Annotated in this window: 20 protein-coding genes; 14 read left to right on the top strand and 6 right to left on the bottom strand. The window is 66.4% G+C overall.

The features are described 5' to 3' along the window. Window positions 1-190 precede the first annotated feature (190 nt). Window positions 191-2284, bottom strand: a complete 2094-nt coding sequence (locus VSX77_RS02185) for a malate synthase G (RefSeq protein WP_338426037.1) — start codon at window positions 2282-2284, stop codon at window positions 191-193. Window positions 2285-2452: 168 nt separating this feature from the next. Here VSX77_RS02185 and VSX77_RS02180 point away from each other — a divergent pair, with 168 nt between their 5' ends. Next, window positions 2453-2752, top strand: coding sequence for a hypothetical protein (locus VSX77_RS02180; protein ID WP_338426036.1), 300 nt, complete (start codon window positions 2453-2455; stop codon window positions 2750-2752). Window positions 2753-2782: 30 nt separating this feature from the next. On the opposite strand, the gene VSX77_RS02175 is transcribed toward VSX77_RS02180, so the two are convergent. Then, window positions 2783-3961 carry a GGDEF domain-containing protein gene (locus tag VSX77_RS02175; protein WP_338426035.1) on the bottom strand — a complete coding sequence of 393 codons (1179 nt, stop codon included), beginning with the start codon at window positions 3959-3961 and terminating at the stop codon, window positions 2783-2785. Between the two features lie 192 nt (window positions 3962-4153). Between VSX77_RS02175 and VSX77_RS02170 the strand changes: the two genes are divergently transcribed. The 4 genes from VSX77_RS02170 to VSX77_RS02155 are packed head-to-tail and all read left to right on the top strand — an operon-like array spanning window position 4154 to window position 8290. After that, entirely contained in the window at window positions 4154-5365 is a 1212-nt protein-coding gene (locus VSX77_RS02170; RefSeq protein ID WP_338426034.1) for a hydrolase, read from the top strand. Further along, window positions 5362-6363, top strand: coding sequence for an arginine N-succinyltransferase (locus tag VSX77_RS02165; RefSeq protein ID WP_338426033.1), 1002 nt, complete (start codon window positions 5362-5364; stop codon window positions 6361-6363). The genes VSX77_RS02170 and VSX77_RS02165 overlap by 4 nt, the downstream gene beginning before the upstream one ends. Before the next feature lies 1 nt (window position 6364). Beyond that, the gene (locus tag VSX77_RS02160) at window positions 6365-7612 is read left to right on the top strand and encodes an N-succinylarginine dihydrolase (protein WP_338426032.1); all 1248 of its coding nucleotides are present in this window, start codon (window positions 6365-6367) and stop codon (window positions 7610-7612) included. Window positions 7613-7618: 6 nt separating this feature from the next. After that, window positions 7619-8290: a spermidine synthase gene (locus VSX77_RS02155; protein WP_338426031.1), complete on the top strand. Its 672-nt coding sequence runs from the start codon at window positions 7619-7621 to the stop codon at window positions 8288-8290. Between the two features lie 58 nt (window positions 8291-8348). On the opposite strand, the gene VSX77_RS02150 is transcribed toward VSX77_RS02155, so the two are convergent. The 4 genes from VSX77_RS02150 to VSX77_RS02135 form a co-directional block, all read right to left on the bottom strand. Beyond that, entirely contained in the window at window positions 8349-9146 is a 798-nt protein-coding gene (locus tag VSX77_RS02150) for a hydrolase 1, exosortase A system-associated (RefSeq protein WP_338426030.1), read from the bottom strand. Then, entirely contained in the window at window positions 9131-9811 is a 681-nt protein-coding gene (locus tag VSX77_RS02145; RefSeq protein ID WP_338426029.1) for a hypothetical protein, read from the bottom strand. Before VSX77_RS02145 ends, VSX77_RS02150 begins: the two co-directional genes overlap by 16 nt. A 115-nt stretch (window positions 9812-9926) precedes the next feature. Beyond that, window positions 9927-10205, bottom strand: coding sequence for an acyl carrier protein (locus tag VSX77_RS02140; protein ID WP_338426028.1), 279 nt, complete (start codon window positions 10203-10205; stop codon window positions 9927-9929). Next, complete coding sequence (locus VSX77_RS02135; protein WP_338426027.1) at window positions 10202-11191, bottom strand: GNAT family N-acetyltransferase; 990 nt, start codon at window positions 11189-11191, stop codon at window positions 10202-10204. Before VSX77_RS02135 ends, VSX77_RS02140 begins: the two co-directional genes overlap by 4 nt. A 35-nt stretch (window positions 11192-11226) precedes the next feature. On the opposite strand from VSX77_RS02135, the gene VSX77_RS02130 reads away from it, so the two are divergent. The 9 genes from VSX77_RS02130 (at window position 11227) to VSX77_RS02090 (ending at window position 22417) form a co-directional block, all read left to right on the top strand. Then, complete coding sequence (locus VSX77_RS02130) at window positions 11227-12762, top strand: acyl-CoA ligase (AMP-forming), exosortase A system-associated (protein WP_338426026.1); 1536 nt, start codon at window positions 11227-11229, stop codon at window positions 12760-12762. Window positions 12763-12891: 129 nt separating this feature from the next. Further along, window positions 12892-14121 carry a pyridoxal-dependent decarboxylase, exosortase A system-associated gene (locus VSX77_RS02125; protein WP_338426025.1) on the top strand — a complete coding sequence of 410 codons (1230 nt, stop codon included), beginning with the start codon at window positions 12892-12894 and terminating at the stop codon, window positions 14119-14121. A gap of 169 nt (window positions 14122-14290) precedes the next feature. Further along, on the top strand, window positions 14291-14947 hold the full coding sequence (locus tag VSX77_RS02120; protein WP_338426024.1) for an XrtA/PEP-CTERM system exopolysaccharide export protein: 657 nt from the start codon (window positions 14291-14293) through the stop codon (window positions 14945-14947). Window positions 14948-14992: 45 nt separating this feature from the next. Next, window positions 14993-16522 carry an XrtA system polysaccharide chain length determinant gene (locus tag VSX77_RS02115; protein ID WP_338426023.1) on the top strand — a complete coding sequence of 510 codons (1530 nt, stop codon included), beginning with the start codon at window positions 14993-14995 and terminating at the stop codon, window positions 16520-16522. 14 nt (window positions 16523-16536) lie between these two features. Continuing rightward, window positions 16537-17541 (top strand): P-loop NTPase, encoded by a 1005-nt coding sequence (locus VSX77_RS02110; protein ID WP_338426022.1) that lies wholly within the window; start codon window positions 16537-16539, stop codon window positions 17539-17541. Then, window positions 17541-19247 carry a hypothetical protein gene (locus tag VSX77_RS02105; RefSeq protein ID WP_338426021.1) on the top strand — a complete coding sequence of 569 codons (1707 nt, stop codon included), beginning with the start codon at window positions 17541-17543 and terminating at the stop codon, window positions 19245-19247. Before VSX77_RS02110 ends, VSX77_RS02105 begins: the two co-directional genes overlap by 1 nt. 34 nt (window positions 19248-19281) lie before the next feature. Beyond that, window positions 19282-20445 (top strand): XrtA/PEP-CTERM system-associated ATPase, encoded by a 1164-nt coding sequence (locus VSX77_RS02100; protein WP_338426020.1) that lies wholly within the window; start codon window positions 19282-19284, stop codon window positions 20443-20445. Between the two features lie 47 nt (window positions 20446-20492). Continuing rightward, entirely contained in the window at window positions 20493-21353 is an 861-nt protein-coding gene (locus VSX77_RS02095; RefSeq protein ID WP_338426019.1) for an XrtA system polysaccharide deacetylase, read from the top strand. Further along, window positions 21335-22417, top strand: a complete 1083-nt coding sequence (locus VSX77_RS02090) for a FemAB family XrtA/PEP-CTERM system-associated protein (RefSeq protein WP_422397265.1) — start codon at window positions 21335-21337, stop codon at window positions 22415-22417. Before VSX77_RS02095 ends, VSX77_RS02090 begins: the two co-directional genes overlap by 19 nt. Window positions 22418-22420: the final 3 nt, after the last annotated feature.

The following is a 22420-nucleotide window of genomic DNA, read 5'->3' as shown; positions in this document are numbered from 1 at the left end:
TTAACCCGACAGTCGGGGCAAGGGGAGAGTGGTTTCGGAGAGCGGGAGCCGACCCCTTCTTTCCGTTTGTGTCGAGCGAAGTCGAGACACCCATCGGCGTCAAGTCGAACCTGAGGGGCATCTCGACTTCGCTCGATGCGAACGGGATGGTCTAGGCAGCGACTGCTTTCGGCCGAAACCCGCCCCTTGTTCAGCCCGCCTTCTTCATCTGGCGATATTTGTGCAGCAGGGGTTCGGTATAGCCCGAGGGCTGCGTCACGCCTTCGAAGATCAGCGCGCGCGCCGCCGCCCAGGCGATGCCGTCGGGGGTCAGCTTTTCATATAGCGGATCGCCCGCGTTCTGCGCATCGACCTTTGCCGCCATCCGCGCCAGCGCGGCGTCGACCTGTTCGGGCGTGCACACGCCGTGGAGCAGCCAGTTGGCGAGCGCCTGGCTGGAAATGCGCAGGGTCGCGCGGTCTTCCATCAAGCCGACGTCGTCGATGTCGGGAACCTTGGAACAGCCGACGCCCTGATCGATCCAGCGCACGACATAGCCCAATATGCCCTGGCAATTATTGTCGAGCTCGCGCGCGATTTCGGCCTCGCTCCAGTTGCGTCCCGACGCGACGGGAATGTTCAGCAAGCGGTCCAGCGACGGCACCGCTTCGCCCGCGATCTCGCGTTGCCGCGCGAACACATCGACCATATGATAATGTAGCGCGTGCAGCGTCGCGGCGGTGGGCGATGGCACCCATGCGGTGTTCGCGCCCGATTTGGGATGGCCGATCTTGGCGTCAAGCATCGCGCGCATCAGGTCGGGCATTGCCCACATGCCCTTGCCGATCTGCGCCTTGCCCGACAGCCCGCACGCAAGGCCGATGCGGACGTTGCGGTCCTCATAGGCGGCGATCCAGTCCGACGCCTTCATCTCGCCTTTCGGGATCATCGGCCCCGCGCGCATCGACGTGTGGATCTCGTCGCCGGTGCGGTCGAGAAATCCGGTGTTGATGAAGACGATACGGTCCTTCACCGCGTGAATGCACGCGGCGAGATTGGCCGACGTCCGCCGCTCCTCGTCCATCACGCCGACCTTGATCGTGTGGCTCGCGAGACCCAGCATATCCTCGACCGCGTCCAACAGCCGGTCGGTGAAGGCGCATTCCTCGGGCCCGTGCTGCTTGGGCTTGACGATATAGATGCTGCCCGCGCGGCTGTTCCTGAGGGTGCCGAGACCTTTGAGATCGTGGAGCGAGCACAGGCTGGTGATGACCGCGTCGCACAGCCCCTCGGGCGCTTCGGCGCCACCGGGCAGCCGGATCATCGGCGTCGTCATCAGATGGCCGACATTGCGCACGAACATCACGCTGCGGCCGTGGAGCGTGAAGGCCTCGCCCGACGGCGACGTCCAGTCGCGATCGGCGGCCATCGCGCGGGTGACGGTCTTGCCGCCCTTGTCGAAGCTTTCGGTCAGGTCGCCGCGCATCAGTCCCAGCCAATTGGTGTAGCCGAGCGTCTTGTCCTCGCCATCGACCGCTGCGACGCTGTCCTCGAGGTCGATGATCGTCGTCAGCGCGGCTTCGAGGACGACATCGGCGATCCCCGCCGGATCGTCGCCACCTATCGCGCTGTCGGGATCGATCACGAGTTCGATGTGCAGGCCGTTTTGACGGAGCAATATGCCGCTGGGCTTGCTGCCGACCCATTGGGCCGGATCGGCGAGCGTCAGCGGCCCGCCCTGCCAGTCGGCCCAGCTGCCCGACGCCAGCGGCACCGCTTCGTCGAGGAACGCCTTGGCGCGCGCGATCACCGCGGCGCCGCGTTCGGGATCGTAGCCACCGGGCCGTGCCGACGGCGCATCGAGCGCGTCGGTGCCGTAAAGCGCGTCATACAGGCTGCCCCAGCGCGCATTGGCGGCATTCAGCGCGAAGCGCGCGTTGAGTGCGGGGACGACCAGCTGCGGCCCCGCCATCGTTGCGATTTCGGGATCGACATTCACCGTGCCGACCTGAAAGGGCGCGGGTTCGGGGACGAGATAGCCGATCTCGGTCAGGAACGCCTGATAGTCCGCGGCATTGTGCGACTGGCCCTCTCGGGTCCGGTGCCAAGCGTCGATCTGCGCCTGCAAATCCTCGCGCTTTGCCAGCAAGGCCGCATTCTCGGGCGCGAATTTGGCGAGCAGAGCGGCGAAATCGGCCCAGAAGCGCGCAGCGTCCAGCCCGGTTCCCGGCAGCGCGCGCTGCTCGATAAAATCGACCAGCCGCGAATCGACTGACAGGCCGGAGCGGTCGAGAAATTCGGTCATGCAAACACCCTTTGGTCGGCGCGGCTGCGCCCGTGGACCCGGGGAGGAAAGGGCCAGCGCCCTATGCCGCGATTGGTTTCGATTGGCAATGGGCGCTTTTCAAGCCCGACGGCGTAGGTTAGGTTGCACTGCACAACGAAAAAGACATCTCCCCAAACGACCGGAATCATGGACGACACACGACTGAAATTGATGGAAGCCATCGCCCGCAAAAAACTGGTGACGGCCCAATATAATGGCCAGACGCTGACGCTGGCACCGCACCTGTTGTTCGAGCGGCGCGGCGACCTGTTCATCAGTGCGCTCAATCTGAACAAGAGCTGGCGGTCCGACGAAGAACCGCGGCTCGGCCATTTCAAGCTTGGCGGGCTGGCGGAAATCGCGCTGAGCGAGGACGGCTTCGATCCGCTGCCCGGCTTCGACGCCGCGCCGCCGCACGAGGCCGACACGCCGCTACTGGGGGTTTAGCGGCGGCCAGCGCCCCTGCCGGATTTGCCGCTACGCTGCGCCAGCTGCCGAAGCCGACGCCGGCATTTCGCCCAGCGCGACGCGAACCTGGTTCCGCCCCCCCGCCTTCGCCCGATAGAGCGCGGCATCGGCGCGGCGCAGCAGATCGAACAGCGAATCCTTCGGTCCGCGCTGCGCGACGCCGAACGAGGCGGTAAAGCCGCGGTCGATTCCCAGCACTGGCAAACGCGCCGCAGCAAAGGCAGTGCGCACCGCTTCGGCATAGATGCGACCGTCGGACAGCATCGCGTCGGGCAGCAGCACCGCAAATTCCTCACCGCCGATTCGGCCAACGATGGCGTCGGCGGGCGCGGCTTCGACCATCATCGCCGCGAAATGCGCGATGACACCGTCGCCCGCGGCATGGCCGAAACTGTCGTTGATCGCCTTGAAATTATCGAGATCGGCGGCGACCAGCACGGCCGTCTGGTCGCCGCGCAGCAGCGCCATCCCGGCGTGCTGCTCGAAGCCGCGCCGGTTGAGCACGCTAGACAGCGGATCGGTTTCGGACCGCGCGACGATTTCGGCGGTCGTGTCGCGCATCATCACCAGCAGCAGGACGAGCGCGATCGCCATCAGCGCGACAACGCTGCCGCTTTGTGAAATGGCGGCATAGGTTGTCGCCATATAGCCTTGCGGTGCGCTGGCGGTGCCGACCGCCGCCGCGATGAGTGGTTTCGCGAGGTAGATCAGCGCCGCGACGATTTGCAGCGCAATCAGCAGCAGGTCGAGGGCCTGCCGCCGCCCGGATCGCACGATGACAAGGGCAAAGAGCGCCTGCATCGCGAAATAAGGCATCTGATACAGCGTCAGCCGTAATGGCGATCCATAGGGCAGGCTGAAGATCACCGGCACGGCCAGGATCGTCAGCACCCAGATTGCCGCCATCGCGATCCACGGTGGCGCAACGCGGTAATGCAACACACCGCCGACCAGCGCGAAGCTCAACGCCATCAGGAAGACCAGAAAAATACCGATCCCGACCGGAGTTGGATCGACCTGCTTCGTCAGCAGGAACTCAAGCCCAACATAGATAATACCCATGCCATAACCCAGCGCCAGCCACCAAGCGCCCCGCGCCATACGGTTCGTCGCCGCGATGATAGCGAAGGCAAGCGCAAAAATGCCCGCAACGGACATGTTGATGCCAAGGACGAAAACGGTGGACATGGACTCACTCAGAAGGTTTCAGGCCAAGCTAACTGTCGCCTCCCAAGGTTCGGTTAACGTGCGGCGAATCTGCATAGTTTACGCGCGCCGCTGTAAGGCCGTGCTCATCGGAAATCAGTGACTTACCGTATCATGACGACAAAATGGTGCGTGGGGGTGCCAAAGCAGAGTGTCGCTCGCTATAGCCGCATAATGACCAGTGTAACCGCAACCGAACAGGCGACGCTTGATCGCGCGGCCGATGCGCCGATGCTCGCGCAGGTCGAACAATGGGCAGCGACCAACAGTGGCACCGGTAATCTCGCGGGCTTGAAGGAGATCGCCGGCCAGCTAGCGGATGCCTTTGCCGCCTTGCCCGGCGAGGTGCGGCTGGTTGCGCCCGATCCGGTCGAGAGCGTCGATGCCGCGGGGCGGGTCAACATCATCCAGCGCGGCGATCACCTCCACCTTCGCGTACGGCCCGATGCGCCGGTGCAATTGCTGCTGACCGGCCATATGGACACCGTGTTCGCCGCCGATCATCCGTTCCAGACGCTGACCTGGCTGGAGGATGGGGTGCTGAACGGGCCCGGCACCGCCGACATGAAGGGCGGGATCGCGGTGATTCTCGCGGCGCTGACGGCGCTCGAAAGCTCGCCGCTCGCCGCTCGCGTCGGGTACGACGTGATGATCAACAGCGACGAGGAAACGGGCAGCCACGCTTCGGCGGCGCTGATCGCCGAACTTGCCCGCGGGAAGACCGCCGCGCTCACCTACGAACCCGCGCTTCCCGATGGCACGCTTGCCGGCGCGCGGCCCGGCAGCGGCAATTTTTCGGTGATCGTCCACGGCCTTGCGGCGCACGCCGGTCGCAATCCCGACGACGGCCGCAATGCGCTGCTGGCGGCGGCCGATCTCGCGCTGCGGCTCGCGAAGCTCAAATCGCCGTCGCTCAAGGTCAACCCCGCGAAGATTGACGGCGGTGGTCCCAATAATGTCGTCCCCGACAGCGCGATCCTGCGCGTCAACATGCGGCCATCGACCCCGGAGGCGATGGTTGAAGCCGAAACCGCGCTTCGCGCGGCGGTTGCCGCGGTATCGCGCGAGCATGATGTGCATTGCCACATTCATGGCGGTTTCAACCGCCCGCCCAAACCGCTCGACTCCGCCGCGACGCGGCTGTTCGAGCTGGTCCGTGACTGCGGCGCCGCGCTGGGACTGCCGCCGATCGCCTGGAACGCCACGGGCGGCGTGTGCGACGGCAACAATATCGCTGCGTGCGGCATCCCCGTGGTCGACACCATGGGGCCGCGCGGCGGCGCGATCCATTCGGCGGACGAATTTCTGATTACCGACAGCCTTGCCGAACGTGCACAACTGTCGGCACTGATCATGATGAGAATAGCGGAACGGGGGACGGTGTGAATTATGTGATCCGGGCGGCCAAACCGGGCGATCTGCAAAGCATTTACGAAATGGCAAAATTGACGGGCGGCGGCTTTACCAACCTGCCTCCCGACAAAAAGGCGCTGCGCGCCAAGCTGGATCGCGCCGAAGCGGGCTTTGCATCGGAAAAGGAATATCCCGCCGACGAGCTGTATCTGATGGTGCTCGAGGATCTCGATAGCGGCGAGGTGCGCGGCACCTGCCAGATTTTCGGGCAGGTCGGCCAGCGCTGGCCCTTTTATAGCTACCGCATCGGCACCGACAGCAAGCACAGCGAACAGCTGGGCCGCACCTTTCATGCGCAGGTGCTGATGCTGAGCAACGACCTCAACGGCGCGAGCGAGGTTGGCGGGCTTTTCCTCCACCCCGCGGCCCGCGCGGGCGGGCTGGGGCTGCTGCTCGCACGCTCGCGCTATCTGTTCATCGCCCGCCACCGGGCGCGCTTCGCCGACCGTATCCTGGCCGAATTGCGAGGGGTGATCGACGAGGCCGGCGGCTCACCCTTCTGGGACGGCGTCGCGGGAAAGTTTTTCGGGATGAGTTTTCAGGAAGCCGACCAGTTCAACGCGGTCCACGGCAACCAGTTCATCGCCGACCTGATGCCCAAACATCCCGTCTATATCGCGATGCTGCCCGAAACCGCGCGCGCAGTGATTGGCGTTCCGCACCCCACGGGGCGCGCCGCGATGCGGATGCTGGAGAATGAGGGTTTTGCCTTTGAAAATTACATCGACATTTTCGATGGCGGCCCGACGATGACCGCGCGCACCGATCAGGTGGCGAGCGTTCGCGACGCAAAGCATGTCGAGGTGTCCGGAATCGCCGAAGGTGGCGAGGACGCTTTGATTGCAACGGGACGGCTGGCGGATTTCCGCTGCTGTTTCGGAAAGGTCGATGCCGAGGGACGGATCGACGCCGACGCTGCTCGGATATTGAATGTCGGCAAGGGCGATGCGATCAGCTGGATCGGGCGATAGGATGCTTACCGAGATCAATTTCGACGGGATCATCGGCCCGACGCATAATTATGCGGGACTCAGCCGCGGCAATATCGCCTCGGCAAGCCACGCGGGCGACGTGTCGCAGCCGCGCGCCGCGGCGTTGCAGGGCGTCGAGAAGATGCGCCACAATCTCGCGCTCGGCCTGCCGCAGGGCTTTTTTGTGCCGCTCGACCGGCCGGATGCGCCGTGGCTTGCGGCGCTTGGCACGACGGTCGAAACTGCCGAGGGGCATTTGTGCGCGCAGGCCTGGTCCGCTTCGTCGATGTGGGCTGCGAACGCCGCAACCGTTTCGCCCGCACCCGACAGCGCCGACGGCAAATGCCATCTGACGGTCGCCAACCTTGTTACCATGCCGCATCGCAGCCACGAATGGCCGGGGACGCTCGCGCAGCTCCGCCTCGCCTTTGCGCACCCCGCCTTTGCCGTGCACGTGCCGGTGCCCGCACCCTTCGGCGACGAAGGCGCGGCGAACCATATGCGGCTGTGCAGCGGCCATTCGGACGCGGGGGTCGAAATATTCGTCTATGGGTTAGGCGGCGGTCGCTTTCCCGCACGTCAGCATCTCGACGCGTCGAAAGCCATTGCGCGGCATCACCGGCTCGATCCGGCGCGCACGCTCTTCATCCGCCAGTCGGACACGGCGATCCAGGGCGGCGCCTTTCACAACGATGTCGTAGCGGTCGCGAACGAGCATGTGCTGTTCACCCATGAAACCGCGTTCGAGGATCGCGAAGGCGCGCACGCCGAAATTCGCGGGGCGTTCCCGATGGTCGAGATCGTCGAGGTGCCCGCGGGCGCGGTAAGCCTGCCCGATGCCATCAAATCCTATCTGTTCAACGCGCAGCTCGTCAGCCTGCCCGAAGGGGGCATGGGGCTGGTGTTACCGACCGAGGCGCGCGAAACGCCGGCAGTGTGGAGCTGGCTGGAGGATATGGTTGCCGGCAACGGCCCGATCCGCCGCCTCCTGCCGGTCGACGTGCGGCAATCGATGGCCAACGGCGGCGGTCCGGCGTGCCTGCGACTGCGCGTTGTCGCCGATCCCGCGACGGTCGATCCGCGCTTCTTGGCCGACGAGGCGAAGCTCGACCGGGTCACCGCGGTGGTCGCGGCGCATTGGCCAGAGGTAATTGCGCCCGCCGATCTCGCGTCACCCACGCTGGTTGCCGATGTGCGCAAGGCGCGCGCGGCGTTACTCGACGCGCTCGACCTTGGCGAGCTTGGCTGACGTCGCTTGCAGATACGTGAGCTGATCGACACGGCAGAGGTGCCGGGCGGCGAGGAGCTTCGCCTGTTCCGGCGCGGCGACGAATTTATCATCGCAATCGGTGGCAATGAGCTGATGAGCAGCCGGATGAGCGGGTCCGAAGAAGCGCTGGCGGTGATGAGCTGCGAACGTCTGCGTGGCGCCGAGCAGGCGCATCTGCTGGTCGGCGGTTATGGCATGGGCTTTACGCTGCGCGCCGCGCTGGCCGAGCTGGGACCGAATGCCAAGGTTACGGTGGCCGAACTGGTTCCCGCGATCATCGACTGGGCGCGCGGGCCGATGGCGGCACTGACGGCAGAATGTCTCGACGATCCGCGCGTTTCGCTGGTCATAGGGGACGTGGGCGCCGCGATTGCCGATGGACGCGGCCGCTATGACGCGATCCTGCTCGACGTCGACAACGGACCCGACGGGCTTACGCGCGCGGCGAACGACGGCCTTTATTCGGCCGCGGGTCTTGCCGCTGCGAAGGTGGCGCTGCGACCCGGCGGCATTCTGGCGATCTGGTCGGCGGCGCCCGACGCGCGCTTTGCACGGCGACTGGCGGCGGCGGGGTTCGCGGTGGACGAGGTGCGGGTTCGCGCGCGCGCAGGCGGGAAGGGCGCGCAGCACGTCATCTGGTTTGCGCGCCGGGGTTAGGAGTAGGTCGGGCTGATGCCAGAGGCGCGATCCGCTTCGAGGGTGGCCGAGACGCGCATCAGCGTTCCAGAATCACCAATATCCGTTCCACCAGCCAATCCGCATCGGCACCGGCGAAGCTATGCGACCCGCTGGCGAGGCGCAGGACGTGCAGGCGATCCAGCGCGGCGGGGCAATTAGCGGCAAAGGCCTGCGCGGTGCGGTCGCCGGTGGCGAGCAGGATGGTTGCTGGCGTGGTCAGCCGGGCAATTGCGTCCTCGATGCGCGCGGCGAGGCTGCCTGGCGACGCGGCGGCGGTTCGATGGCGAAGCGCCGACAGGCCACGGCGCAGCTTCGCAAGGTCAACCTCGCCGCGCACGAGGCGCAGCAGGCTTTTAGGATCGGTGAGACGCGACAGGTAACGCGCGCGGATTGCCGCGGCGGGGGGCAGCGCGGGTTCGTTGTCGGTCTCCGCCTCGGCCTCATAGGTCCAGGGATTGGCGAGGATGAGCGTGTCGATCGGCAGCGGCTGGTGGAGCAAAAGCGCGCTTGCTGCGTCACAATTGCCGAAAGCGGCGATGCGCTCAACGTGCGGGGCGGCGGCGCGGAAGGCGTCGATCGCGGCGGCGATGTCGGGCGCGCTGCCGGTAAAGCCCGAATTTTCACCCTCGCTGTCGCCGATGCCGCGGCGGTCGAAGCGGAACACCGGGTGCCCCGCAGCGGCGATGCGCGCGGCGAGATTGGCCATGCCGCGATGCGCGCCGCAGCGGATTTCGTTGCCGCCCGAGACGATCAGCAGGCCGGTGGCTCCGGGCGCCTCGTCGAGCGTGGCGGCGAGCGCGGCGCCTTCACAGATAAAGTTCAGCTGATGCCGCATGTCTTGCTCCATGCGACGATGTCGGCGGCGATCGCGCGGGCCATTGCGGCGTCTTCGCCCGGCTCGGCGCGCAGCCAGAGCGGGGTTCCGACGATCCCGCCTCCGCCGAGCGGATTGCTGCGCACCGGTTCGACGGGTTGCACCTCGGCCGCGCCGAGCCCGGCGATCATCGCGGGCGAGAGGGCGTTGCCTGCCAGCAGAAGTGGTGCCGATTGTGCCTCCGCTTGGAGGCTTTCGAGCGAAGAGGCGATACCGGCCTCGCGGTCGGCACTGACCCGTGCGCGCATCAGGGTGCGGAGCAGGGAGGCGCCGCCGACGGGGGCAAGACGCCACCAGGCGGCGGCTTTTGCGCGATGGTCGATGAGCGCGCCGCCGCGAACCGACGCCACCATGGCGGGGCCATCGATCGCCGCGGTAACCGCGGCGAGCGCTGCCTGCCACTGGTCGAGATCTACGTTGGCGAGCGGGACAAGGCTTTCATTCTGTCCGGGCAGGTCGGGGAGCAGCGCCACGAAACCGTCCGCCGCAAGCGCGCGCATCGCCAGCACCAGCGTGCGGCGGGTGCGATTGGATTCCTCGAATAGTGGCGGGACAACGACGATGGTGGCGCGCGGCGGACCGACGGGGTCGATGCGGAACTGATGTTCGGGGGCGTGCCGTGCCATCGTCCTCACTCCGATCATCATCCCGGCGAAGGCCGGGATCGCGCCGTTGCTTTCTCAGCTACGGCGAGATCCCGGCCTTCGCCGGGATGACGGTGGAGGGACGGACCTGACTCTATCAACCCGTCACCTTGCGCGTCGCGAAGGCGAGCAAATTTCCATAGGTTTCAAAAATTTCGCCATCGATCTCGTCATCATCGATGAGGATGCCAAGCCGGTCTTCCATCTCAGTCAGCACCGTCGCGACCGCCATCGAATCAAATTCGGGCAGCGCGCCGAACAGTCCGCTATCTTCGGTCAGCGCGGCCGCGCGGTCGGCGCCGAGACCGAGCACGTCGGCGAGCAGGGCGCGGAGGGCGGCGTCGACGCCCGATGTTTCGGAGGCGGAATTGGTCACTTGTTTTTCCTCAGCAGCGAACGGGCAAAAGCCTGCAACGCCGGTCCCCATGCCGCGGCGCGCGTCGGATTGAAAGCCTCGATGCGCCACAAGGGATCGTGGCGGTTCATCCAATCGCGCTTGTAGGCGTCGTTACCGGTGCCGAAATCGACGCGCCGGACGCCATCGACTTCGATGACATGGCGGAACAAGGCGGCCGACAGCAAGGTGCCGGGCGATGCTTTCAAACTGTCCTCGACATGTGCGAGCTTGTGGATGAAGGCGGTGCCGCCCTCGACCGTCCAGAACTGCGCGGCAACGGGATTATGGTCGATGCGCGCAATCCCCATGCGGAATGTGCCGCGCGCGCCCTCCATTTCGGCAAAGGCGCGAAGCAGGGCGGGATGCCCCTCTTCGGGTTTCCAGCTGGCGGCATAGATTTGTTCGTAGGCTGCCCAGCTTCCCGGATCGAATTCGGTCAGCAGCTGAATATCAACGATGCCCTTCCTGGCCTTGCGCTGAACGGTGGAGCGCAGCGCGCCGGGGCGGCTCGCCCACCAGCGTTCGTGGTCCATGTCGCCAAGGTCGAGCCAGTGGCGATCGCCGGCGGGGATGGCGCGTATCCACCAGCCCGCGGCGCGCAACGCGGACGCTATTGCGCCCTGCTCCTCATCGAGCACCGGATAGAGCGACAGGCTGGCGGCCTGTCCGCGCAGGCGCTTGAATAGATCGCGGAGCGCCGCCGAACGGCCCTGCGCCCCGCTGAAAATCGGCCGGATTGCAAAGCTGTACCAGTTGGTAAGGGCAGCGAGATGTCCGCCCGATTCGCGTCGCAGCGGCAGCAGGGCCGCGGCGGTGGCGCTTGATCCCTGCGCATCGACGCGGCCCAGTCCTGCAAAACCATGCGCTTCGAGAAGGTCGAACCATTCGGTGCGGTCAAAGGGCGAGGCAAAGGCGGCGGTGCGCGCCGCGTTATCGTTAGCCTGATCTTCACCGTTCCCTTGCATGGTGTCGCCCTCTATCATCTCACTCCTAACAGCCGATGACCAAAGCCGAAAATCCTGTGTCGCACCCGATCGATCATCTCGCCCGCCGCGGCGCCGCGGATGCGCCTGCGCTGCTGATCGGTGAGCGGGTCATCACCTATGGCGAGTTCGACGCCGGGGTCGGGCGGCTCGCGGCGTGGCTGCTTGAAGTGGCGGGTGGTCCCGGCGAGCGCGTCGCGAGCTGGAGCGCCAAGACGCGGCTCGCATGCCTGATGCCGCTCGCGGCGGCGCGCGCGGGGCTGATCCATGTGCCGATCAATCCGCTGCTCAAAGGGCCGCAGGCCGAGCATATCCTGTCCGACAGCGGGGCGAAGCTGCTCGTCACCAACGCCGCACGCGCGGCGGCGCTGGGAGAAGGGCTGCCCGCCAACTGCGCGCTGCACGATCTGAAGATCGCCGAGGAAGCCATTGATTCGGAAAGCGAGGCGTTGCCGCCCTCTAAGGCTGATTCCGAAGATCTTGCCGCTATTCTCTACACCAGCGGATCGACCGGACGGCCCAAGGGCGTGATGCTGAGTCATGCCAATCTGTGGCTTGGCGCCGAAAGCGTCGCCACCTATCTGAAACTGGCGTCTACAGACCGCATACTCGGCGTGCTGCCCTTGAGTTTCGACTATGGACAGAACCAGCTGCTGTCGAGCTGGTATGCGGGCGCTGCGGTCGCGCCGCTCGACTACCTCACTGCGCGTGACGTCGTGAAAGCGGTCGCGCGGCACGCGATCACGACCCTCGCCGGGGTGCCGCCCTTGTGGGTGCAACTCGTCGAAGCCGACTGGCCCCTCGAAACCGCCGCTTCGCTGAAACGCCTCACCAACAGCGGTGGCGCGCTGACCCCGTCGCTGATCGACGCGATGCGGAATGTCTTTCCCGCCGCCGACATCTATCCGATGTACGGGCTGACCGAAGCGTTCCGCTCGACCTGGCTCGACCCCAAATTCGTTGCCGACCATCCGACCTCGATGGGGCGCGCAATCCCGCACGCCGAAATCCTCGTCTGCCGCGGCGACGGCACGATCACCGCCGACGAGGAACCGGGCGAGCTGGTGCATTGCGGGCCGCTCGTCGCCAGGGGCTATTGGCGCGATGCAGCGCGCACGGCCGAGCGGTTCCGCCCGGCACCCCCGGCGTCGCATTATGGCGGCACCGCGGTCTGGTCGGGCGATACGGTGCGGCGCGACGCGAACGGCCTTCTCTATTTCGTCGGCCGCGACGATGCGATGATCAAGACCGCGGGCAATCGGGTCAGTCCGACCGAGATCGAGGATTCCGCGGTCGCATCGGGGCTGATTTACGAAGCGGTGGCGTTCGGTATTCCCGATGCGCGGCTGGGCGCGGCGATTGTGCTGATCGTGCGCGGCAAGAATGACCACGTCGACAGGGATGCGCTCGCCGCCCATCTTCGCCAGACCCTGCCCAATTTCATGCAGCCACAGGCGATTGAATGGCGTTCGGAACTGCCGCGCAATCCCAACGGCAAGCTCGACCGCGTGGCGATTGCCGCCGATGGGGCGCATGAGCGGCGCGATGTTTAAACTCTCCGTTCGCATCGAGCGAAGTCGAGATGCCCATCGACCGGGCACTGCCCCGATGGGTGTCTCGACTTCGCTCGACACGAACGGATTGGGGGAGCGAATTTTGCTACCAACATCGAAGGTGGCGGCATGAAGCCGCACGGCCCGATCCCGCCCGGTTTCCGGGCCGATCCCGACGGGATGCTGCTGATCGGCGGCGACCGCGTCGAATCGCTTGCCGACGCGGCGGGTGACACGCCGCTTTTCGTCTATGACAGCGCGATGCTGTCCGCGCGCGCCGCCGAATGGCGCGCGGCGATGCCCGCTGAGGTCCAGCTTCATTACGCGATGAAAGCCAATCCCTATCCGCCACTCCTCGCCTTCATGGCGGGGCTGGTCGACGGGTTCGACGTGGCATCGGGCGGCGAGCTCAAGGCGGCGCTGGCGAGCGGGATGGCGGCGGCGCACATCAGCTTTGCCGGGCCGGGCAAGCGCGACCGCGAGCTGGAAGCCGCGATCGCCGCGGGCGCGACGCTGAACCTTGAATCGGCGGGCGAGACCGAGCGCGCGCTGGCGATCGCCGACCATCTCGGCGTGACCCCGCGGCTGGCGGTGCGCGTCAATCCCGATTTCGACCTCAAGGGATCGGGAATGAAGATGGGCGGCGGTGCCAAGCCTTTCGGGGTCGATGCCGCCGCGGTTCCGGCGCTTGTCCGCCGGCTGATCGACGCGGGTGCCGACTGGCGGGGCTTTCATATTTTCGCGGGATCGCAGGCACTTGATGCCCCCGCCATCGCCGATACGCAGGCGCAGACGGTCGCGCTCGCGGCGCGGCTGGCGGACGCGATCGGCGCGATGCCGCCGCTCGTCAATCTGGGCGGAGGGATGGGGGTGCCCTATTTCCCCGGCGACACGGCGGTCGATGCGGCGGCGGTAGGCGACGCGCTGGGCGAAACGCTCGCCGCGCGCGGCGCCGCGTTGGCGGACAGCCGGTTCGCGATGGAGCTTGGCCGTTGGCTCGTCGCCGAGGCGGGCGTCTATCTGACGCGCATCGTCGACCGGAAGGTCAGTCATGGCGAAACCTTCCTTGTCACCGATGGTGGGCTGCATCACCAGCTGGCCGCGAGCGGCAATTTCGGCACCGTTATCCGCCGCAATTATCCGATCGCGGTGGCCAGCGCGTTCGGCCGCGAAGCCGTCGAGACCGTCTCGGTGGTCGGCTGCCTCTGTACCCCGCTCGACCGGCTGGGCGACCAGGTCGCTTTGCCGCGTGCGGACGTCGGCGACCTCATCGCGATCTTTCAGGCCGGGGCCTATGGCGCGAGCGCGAGCCCGGCGGCGTTTCTGGGGCAGGGGCCAGCGCGCGAGATGCTTGTGTAGGCCCCCAATCTGTCCCCTATCGGGACAAATCCGAAAGCCCGCGGGCCAAACTTATGCCAATACTAACATTATGTTCACCCTTTTCGCGCAATGGCGGAGGCTGACTCAATGGCTGTCGCCGCGCCTTTCGGACCGCGGCTCCCCCCGACGGCGTGAAAGGTTGATGATTATGACTGCGTTCCCCTCGCTCCATGTCATGCGCGCCGCGCTCGTATCGGGCATCGCCGCGACGGCTTTGACGGGGTGCATGGGTGCAGGCGGCAGCGCGCCGCAGCTTCCCAGCGCGAACTTCGTCCAGAACCAGGAAGGGCCGGGCGAGGAATATATCATCGGCCCGCTCGACGAATTGCAGATCTTCGTGTGGCGCAACCCCGAACTCGGCGGCAAGGTGCAGGTGCGCCCCGACGGCCGGATCACGACCCCGCTGATCACCGACATGCCCGCGGTCGGCAAGACGCCGACGATGCTGCAACAGGACATCAAGCTTCAGCTCAGCCAATATATCACCGATCCGATCGTCAGCGTCATCGTCACCACCTTCAACAGCACCTTTTCGCAGCAGGTGCGCGTCGTCGGTGCGACCGAAAAGCCAGCGTCGATCCCGTTCCGCGCGAACATGACCGTGCTCGACGCGATGATTGCGGTGGGCGGGCTCGGCGAATATGCGGCCGGCAACAAGGCGCGCCTCGTCCGCTTCGACAAGGGAACGGGCAAGCAGCAGGAATTTGCGCTGCGTTTGAACGATTTGATCAAGCGCGGCGACATCAAGGCGAATGTGCGGTTGCAGCCGGGTGACGTCATCATCATCCCCGAAAGCATGTTCTGACGCGGGCGCGACGCACCAACCTCATCCAAGGATCGACTTACCGCGATGAACAGCCTTTACGACGAATTCCGGGTGGCGCTGCACAGCGTCTGGACGCGCCGGTGGCTTGTCCTTGCGGTCGCGTGGGGAATCTGCATCCTCGGCTGGCTGGCAATCGCGTCGATCCCCAACCGCTATGACAGCCGCGCGCGCCTGCTCGTCGACGTCAACGAAATCCTGCCCGACGAGGCGCAGATGGGCGGCAGCCGGGCGCAGATCGACCAGATTCGCGAGACGCTGACCAGCGCGCGCAACATGGAAAAGGTCGCCGCGACGACGGGCCTGCTGCCCGCGGGCGCCAGCGAGCGCGACAAGGCGAACGTCGTCGCGATGCTGCAGAAAAATATCAAGGTCGTGCCGCAGCAGGACAATATCTTTGAAATCACTTCCAGCATCGCCGTCGGCAGCCTGTCGGACGCCGACAATGCGAAGCTGGCTTCGGGCGTCCTCGACAGTCTGATCACCGTATTTCGCGACGATCAGCTGCGCGGCGGGCGGATGAATGCGCGCGAGGGGCTGAAATTCCTCGACGCGCAGATCGCCGACCGCGAAAAGGCGCTGCGCGAGGTCGAAGCGCGGCGCGCGGCGTTCGAGGCACAGAATATCGGGCTGGTCCCCGGTGGCGCGGGGTCGCCCGCGCAGCGCGTCGAGGCGGCACGCGCCGAGCTTGGCCAGATCGATTCGCAGCTTGTCGCCGCACAGGCGCAGCTGGCGGCGGCGAACGGCCAGCTTGCCTCGACTCCGGCGACCATCCCCGGCGTCGGCGGTGTCGGCGGCGGCGTTGCGCGGCAGCAGCTGGCGGGCGCGCAGAACGAACTGTCGGCGATGCGATCGCGCGGGTTGACCGACGCACATCCCGATGTGATTGCCCTGAAGAGCCAGATCGCCTCCTTGAAAGCCCAAGCCGATCGTGAAGGGTCGGGCGGCGGCGGCGGGATGCAGAACCCCGCCTATGCCTCGCTCGCGGCGATGCGCGCCGAGCGGCAGGCGACGGTGAGCGCGCTAACGGCGCGCAAGAGCCAGCTGATGGGCGACATCGCGCGGATCACCGCGCAGCAGATCCAGAACCCCGGCATTGCCGCCGAATATGACCGGATCAACGGCGAATATACGGCGTTCAAGGCGCAATATGACAAGCTGCTCGCGCAGCGCGAACAGGTGCGGATGCGCGGCGAGGTGCAGACCGAGACCGACGCCATCCGCATCGAACTGCTCGACCCGCCCTCGAAGCCGACGAGCCCTGCGGCGCCCAACCGGCCGCTGTTTCTGACACTGGTCCTGCTCGCGGGCATTGGTGGCGGCGTCGGGGCGGCGTTTGGCCTGTCGCAGGTGCGCACCAGCTATGCAACCGCAGCGCGGCTCGAGCGCGCGAGCGGGCTGCCGGTCATCGGGTCGATCACCGAAGTCGTGACGCCCGAGCGCCAGCTCGACCGGCGCAAGAAGCTCGTCTGGCTGGCGGGAGGAGGGGGCGCGCTCGTCGGCCTCTATGCATTGCTGCTGGTCGCCGAATTCATCCAGCGCGGCATGGTTGCGTGACGGAGGGCGATGACATGAACGACCAACGCAAAGTCAAGCGTCCGCCCTCGCTGCTCGAACGCGCCGCCGACATGTTCGGGCTCGATCCGGCCGGAAACGCGCCGACGATCGATGTATCGAGCCTGCCGCCCGAGCCTGCAAAAAAGGCGAAGAAGGCCAAGGCGGAGCCTGTCGCCGAGGCGCCGGTCGCCGAAAGCGCCGAACCCGTCGTCGAAACTGCACCGTCGCCGCGGCCTGCGCCGCGCAAGGAGATCGCCAAGGCTGCGCCCGCAATCGTGCCGACGCGGCAAGGGACCATCGACCGCGACCGCCTTGCGGCGCGCGGCATGATCGTACCGGGCACGCCAGTCACGGGCATTTCTGAAGAATATCGCATCGTGAAGCGCGAACTGATCCGCAACTTCGGCGGCGCGGGCAATCGCCCGGTGCTGCCGCGCGGCCATCGCGTGCTGATCGCATCGGCCAATCCGGGCGAGGGCAAGACCTTTTCGGCTGTGAATCTGGCGCTGAGCCTGGCGGTCGAGGCCGATCACGACGTGCTGCTGATTGATGCCGACATCGCCAAGCCGAGCGTGCTGGACACGCTGGGGCTGGAAAATGGTCCGGGGCTGATGGACGCGCTAGCCGACCCGCATCTGGCGGTTGGCGACTGCCTGATCCAGACCGACATTCCGGGGCTGAAAGTCATGCCCGCGGGCGCGCACCATATGCACGACACCGAACTGCTCGCTTCGGCGCGGACCGAGGCGCTGCTGGCGCAGCTCGAAGCGGGGGCGCCGGGACGCATCCTGATCCTCGATTCGCCGCCGGTGCTGGCGGCGTCGCCCGCCGCGGTGCTCGCCGGGCATGTCGGGCAGACGATCATGGTCGTGCGCGCCGACCAGACGCTGGAAAGCGCGCTACGCGACGCGATCGGGCTGATGGGCGCCTGCCCGCAGATCCAGCTCTTGCTCAACGGGACCAAATTCTCGCCCGGCGGACGCCGCTTCGGCACCTATTATGGGCAGGGAGGCGCGTGATGGAATCGCGTCTTGCCTTGCGTGGCGCGGGGACGCTGGCGGCGCTGCTGCTCGCGGGAACCGCGACCGGCGCGCACGCGCAGTTTTCGGGCGATCCCGGCGCCAGCGATGCGCCGACGAGCGCACCCCAGGCCGAATCCGGCCGCGCCGCATCGCGCGCCGAGGGCCGCCGGACACAGAAAACCGTCGACGTCAGCCCCTATCTCGAAATCGGGCAGGTGCTCACCGCCGACCTGAAAAACGGCGGCGACGTGCTCACTTATACGACCGTCGCCGCGGGAATCGATGCCGCGATCGTCTCGCGCCGCGCCGAAGTCGCGGCGACGCTGCGCTATGAACACCGCTTCGGCTGGAACGGCGACCTGGGCGATTCGGACACGATCAGCGGCCTTGCCCGCGGCCGGATCGAGGCCGCGCGTGGCCTGAACCTCGAAGCCGGCGCGCTTGCGACGCGCACGCGCGCCGACGGACAGGGCGCCGACAGCGGGCTGTTCATCGGCGATGCCAGCAATGTCGCGAACCTTTATTCGATTTACGCCGGGCCGACGTTTGCGCGGCGGATCGCCGGGCTCGACGTCGGTGCCGGCTATCGCTTCGGCTACACCAAGGTCGATGTTGATACGCCCGCGATCCTGTCGCCTGGCAGCCAGCCGCAGGATATTTTCGAGAGCTCGACCAACCACATCGCCTGGGCGAGCGTGGGCGCGCGGCCGGGCGACCTGCCGTTCGGCTGGCAGGTGTCGGGCGGTTATGAGCGCGAGGATGCAAGCCAGCTCGACCAAAGGTTCGAGGGCAAATATGCGCGCGCCGACGTGACCGTGCCGATCGGGCCGACGGTCGCACTGCTGGGCGGTGTCGGTTATGAGGACATCGAAATCGGCCAGCGCGACCCCGTACTCGACGCCAATGGCGTTCCCGTGCGCGATGCGAACGGCCGTTTCGTCACCGACAAATCGTCTCCGCGCCGCCTGTCGTTCGATACCGACGGGCTGATCTGGGACGCCGGGGTGATGTGGCGGCCGAGCCGCCGCACCTCGCTCACCGCCCGCGTTGGGCGCCGCTATGGCGACGCCATCTATACGGGCAGCTTTGCCTATCGCGCCGATCATGCGACGACGGTGCAGGTCGGCGTCTATGACGGGCTGTCGAGCCTGGGCCGCGGGCTGTCGGGCGGGCTGGCGGCGCTGCCGACGCAGTTCGACCCGACGCGCAATCCGATCGACGGCGACATCAATCCCTGCGTGTTCGGCGGGCAGGGCGGCGGCTGTTTGAACAACCAGCTCGGCAACGCCACCGCGGCGCAATATCGCAGCCGCGGGGTGCAGGCGACGATGTCGTCGCGCTATGGCCGCTGGGCCTATGGCGTCGGCATCGGATATGACCAGCGCAGGCTGCTCGCGCCGCAGCTGTCGCCGATCGCCGACCTCGACGGGATCAAGGACGAAAGCTGGTATCTCTTCGTTTCGGCGGGGCGCCAGCTCGATGCCGATTCCGACCTCAGCCTGTCGGGCTATGTCAATTATTTCGACAATGGCGCGCCGGGTGCCAGCGATGTTCAGTCGGCGGGGTTGTCGGCGGCCTATTCGCGGCGCTTCTGGCGCGGGCTGACGGGAACGGCGGCGGCCAGCCTCAACGCCTTCGATCAGGACGGTTTCAACAGCCAGCTCATAGGTTCAGCTTTGGTGGGACTGCGTTACAACTTCTGACGTGTGGACCCTTTTGGGCAATGGGATTTTTGCGATGTACGATCAATTTTACGGTTTCACCGGACGTCCGTTTCAGCTGACACCCGACCCGCATTTCTATTTCGAGAGCGGGACGCACCGCAAGGCGATGTCCTATCTGGGCTATGGGCTGGCGCAGGGCGAGGGCTTCATCGTCATTACGGGCGACGTCGGCGCAGGCAAGACGACGCTGGTTGGCCATCTGATGAACACGATCGACCCCAGCCGGCTGACCGCGGTCAAGCTGGTGTCGACGCAGGTCGAGGGTGACGATCTGCTGCGCCTCGTCGCCGAACAATTCGGCATCGAGTGGGAAGGCGAAAGCAAGGCCGAGCTGTTGCGGTCGATGGAGCAATATCTGCGCGAACAGGCGCGCGCGGGCAAACGCACCCTCCTGATTGTCGACGAGGGGCAGAACCTTGCAATCTCGGCGCTCGAAGAGCTGCGGATGCTGTCGAACTTCCAGCTCGGGGGCCATTCGCTGCTGCAAATCTTCCTGCTCGGCCAGCCCGAGTTCCGTCAGACCCTGTTTCACTCGCCGACGCTGGAGCAATTGCGCCAGCGTGTGATTGCGACGCACCACCTTGATCCGATGGAGCCCGAGGAGGTCGAGCCCTATATCCTCCACCGCCTCGGCAAGGTTGGCTGGACCGGCAACCCCAGCTTTAGCCCCGACGCCTTCGAGGAAATCTTTGATTACAGCGAGGGCGTTCCGCGCAAGCTCAACGTTCTCGTCAGCCGCCTGCTGCTCTACGGCGCGGTCGAACAGATGACCCGCATCACCGCGCAGAATGTCCGCTCGGTCGTCGCCGAGATCGAGGCCGATCGCGGCATCGACGCCGCGACGCTGGCGCCGCTGCCGGTCGAGGAAGTCGTCGCGGCCGCCGCTACGGTCGCTGCACCGACGCCGGCGCCCTTTGCTCAGCCCGCCGCGAACGAAGCTGCCCCTGAATGGCCGCGCCGCGCGGCCGAAGCGGTTGCGCCCGTTGCCGCGCCCGCGGCTCCGGCGGTCGATCCCGAACATCTCGCGGCGTTGGAACAGCAGATCGCCTCGCTCGAAGCGCGGCTCGTCGAACAGGATGAGGCGCTGCGCCGTGTGCTCGACCTGCTCATCGAATGGGTCGAGCGCGATCCCGAAAATGCGCCCAATCCGGCGAAGTCGCAGACCTGGGCCGCCTGACAGCCAGGCCAAAACCGGCTATTCGGATCCCACGAAGGTGAGGGAAGATGCAGAACGGCCTGTCGGTCGATGTCGAGGATTGGTTCCAGGTCGGCGCCTTTGAGCGCACGATCGACCGCGCCGACTGGCCGACGCTCGAATGCCGCGTCGAGGCGAATTGCGACGCGGTGCTGCAGATTTTCGATGAGGCAGGTGCGAAGGGCACCTTCTTCACACTCGGCTGGGTTGCTGAACGCTATCCTGCCTTGATACGGCGCATCGTCGCGGCGGGACACGAGCTTGCCAGCCACGGTTATGACCACCAGCGCGTGTTCAACATGACCGCCGACGAATTTGTCGCCGACCTCCTGAAAACGCGCGCGATCCTTGAAGACACCGGCGGCGTCGCGGTCCGCGGCTATCGCGCGCCGAGCTTTTCGGTCGATGCACGCACCCCGTGGGCGCATATGGTGCTCGCCGAACAGGGCTACGCCTATTCGTCGAGCGTCGCGCCGGTGGTGCACGATCATTATGGCTGGCCGCAAAGTCCGCGCCATGCGTGGCGACCGCTCCCCGACAGCGAACTGGTCGAATGGCCGGTGACGACCGCGCGCTTTGCCGGGCGGACCTTGGCGGCGGGCGGCGGCGGTTTCATGCGCCTATTGCCCTATGGCTTCACGCGCTGGGCAATCGCGGGAATGAATGCCGAAGGGCATCCGGCGATCCTTTATTTTCATCCATGGGAAATCGATCCCGGCCAGCCGCGCGTTGCCCATGCACCCATCAAATCGAAAATCCGCCATTACAGCGGCTTGTCAGCGATGGCTGGCAAACTTCAAAAGCTTCTCGCCGATTTCGAATGGACGCGCGCCGACGCGCTGCTTCCCGCGCAGCAGCGGCGCGCGGCGCCATGGCAAGCCGCGGCGTGAACGCGCCCGCCGATCCGAAGATGCGCGCGTTTTCTGGCGCGCCGCTGTCCGACGCGGCCGAATGGGACGCCTATGTCGCGGCGCACGATGATGCGACGCCCTTTCACAGCCGCGCCTGGTGCGAGGCGGTTACGCGGGCGACGGGGCATCGCTGCCACCTCGTCACCGCGCGCGACGCAAGCGGCGCGCTGACCGGCCTGGTGCCGCTTCATCACATTCGCTCGCCGCTGTTTGGGCAGGCGCTGGTCGGCAGCGGCTTTGCCGTCGGCGGCGGCATTTTGGCGGACGATCCGGGGGTTGCCGCAACGCTGGCGCAGGGCGCGGCGGAGATGGCGCAGGCGCTGGGCGTATCGTCGGTTGAGCTTCGTGGCGGCCCGCTCCCCGACGGCGAGAGCTGGGCGCGCGAGGAGGGCGTTTACGCTGGGTTCGCGCGCGATCTTGCCCACGACGACGACGCCGAACTGCTCGCGATCCCGCGCAAGCAGCGCGCCGAGGTGCGCAAGGTACTCGACAGCGCGCTGACGGTAACCACGGGGCGCGATACCGCCGAACGGCGCGATCATTACCGCATTTATGCGACGAGCGTCCGCAATCTCGGCACGCCGGTCTTTCCGAAAAGCCTGTTCGACGCGGTGCTCGATGCCTTTGGCGAGGATGCCGACATTTTGACAGTGCGCGAGGGCGGCCGTCCGGTGGCGAGCGTGCTCAGCCTTTACTGGCGCGGCACGGTGATGCCTTACTGGGGCGGCGGACTTGCCGAGGCGCGGCGGCTGCGCGCGAACGAGCTCATGTATTTCGCGCTGATGCGCCATGCGCGCGCGCGCGGTTGCACGCGCTTCGACTTCGGGCGGTCGAAGCTCGGTACGGGGCCGTTCGCCTACAAGAAAAACTGGGGTTTCGCACCGCAGCCGCTCGTCTATGCGCGCTGGCTCGCGCCGGGCGAGGCTCCGCGCGACACCAATCCGAACAGCGCCAAATACCGAATGCAGGTCGACCTGTGGAAACGGCTGCCGCTGTGGGCGGCGAACCGCATCGGGCCGCTGATCGCGCGCGGATTGGGGTAGACG

The sequence above is a fragment of the Sphingopyxis sp. TUF1 genome (assembly GCF_036687315.1).
Lineage (GTDB): Bacteria > Pseudomonadota > Alphaproteobacteria > Sphingomonadales > Sphingomonadaceae > Sphingopyxis > Sphingopyxis kveilinensis.
The sequence above is the reverse complement of the archived record's forward strand: the minus strand, read 5'-3'. Positions and strand labels throughout refer to the sequence as shown.